Below are 403 nucleotides of genomic sequence, written 5' to 3'. Positions count from 1 at the left end.
CCCGGTGGCCGCCGTCGTCCTGCTCGTGGCGATCTGGCAGGCCTTCGCGTGGCTGGCCGGTGCGCGCGGTGAGCCGATCACCGGTCCCGGCGACGTCGTCGGGGCCTTCGGGACGCTGTGGGCCCAGGGCCTCGTCCAGCAGGCAGTGGCGACGTCGGTGGGCCGCGCCGTCGTCGGCTTCGCACTCGCCGTGGTCGTCGGCGTCGGGCTGGGCCTGGTGCTCGGACAGGTCAGCGTCCTGCGGCGGGCGTTCGGCCCGCTGCTCACGGCCCTGATGGTGCTGCCGAACGTGGCCTGGGTGCCGCTCGCGGTGCTGTGGTTCGGCCTCAGCGACGCCACCGCGTACTTCGTGATGCTCACCGGCGCCGTCCCCGCCGTGGTCGCCGGCCTCACCACCGGCACG

The 403-nt window shown here is 75.2% G+C and carries 1 protein-coding gene; it reads left to right on the top strand.

What is annotated here, in order from left to right; all coding sequences use genetic code 11:
• Positions 1–403: ABC transporter permease (locus tag C6558_RS39325; protein WP_371412343.1), on the top strand; the 403-nt coding region annotated here is incomplete at both ends.

The organism is Ensifer sp. NM-2, from assembly GCF_003024455.1.
GTDB lineage: Bacteria > Pseudomonadota > Alphaproteobacteria > Rhizobiales > Rhizobiaceae > Ensifer > Ensifer canadensis.
This window is presented reverse-complemented; position numbering and strand designations above follow the sequence as displayed.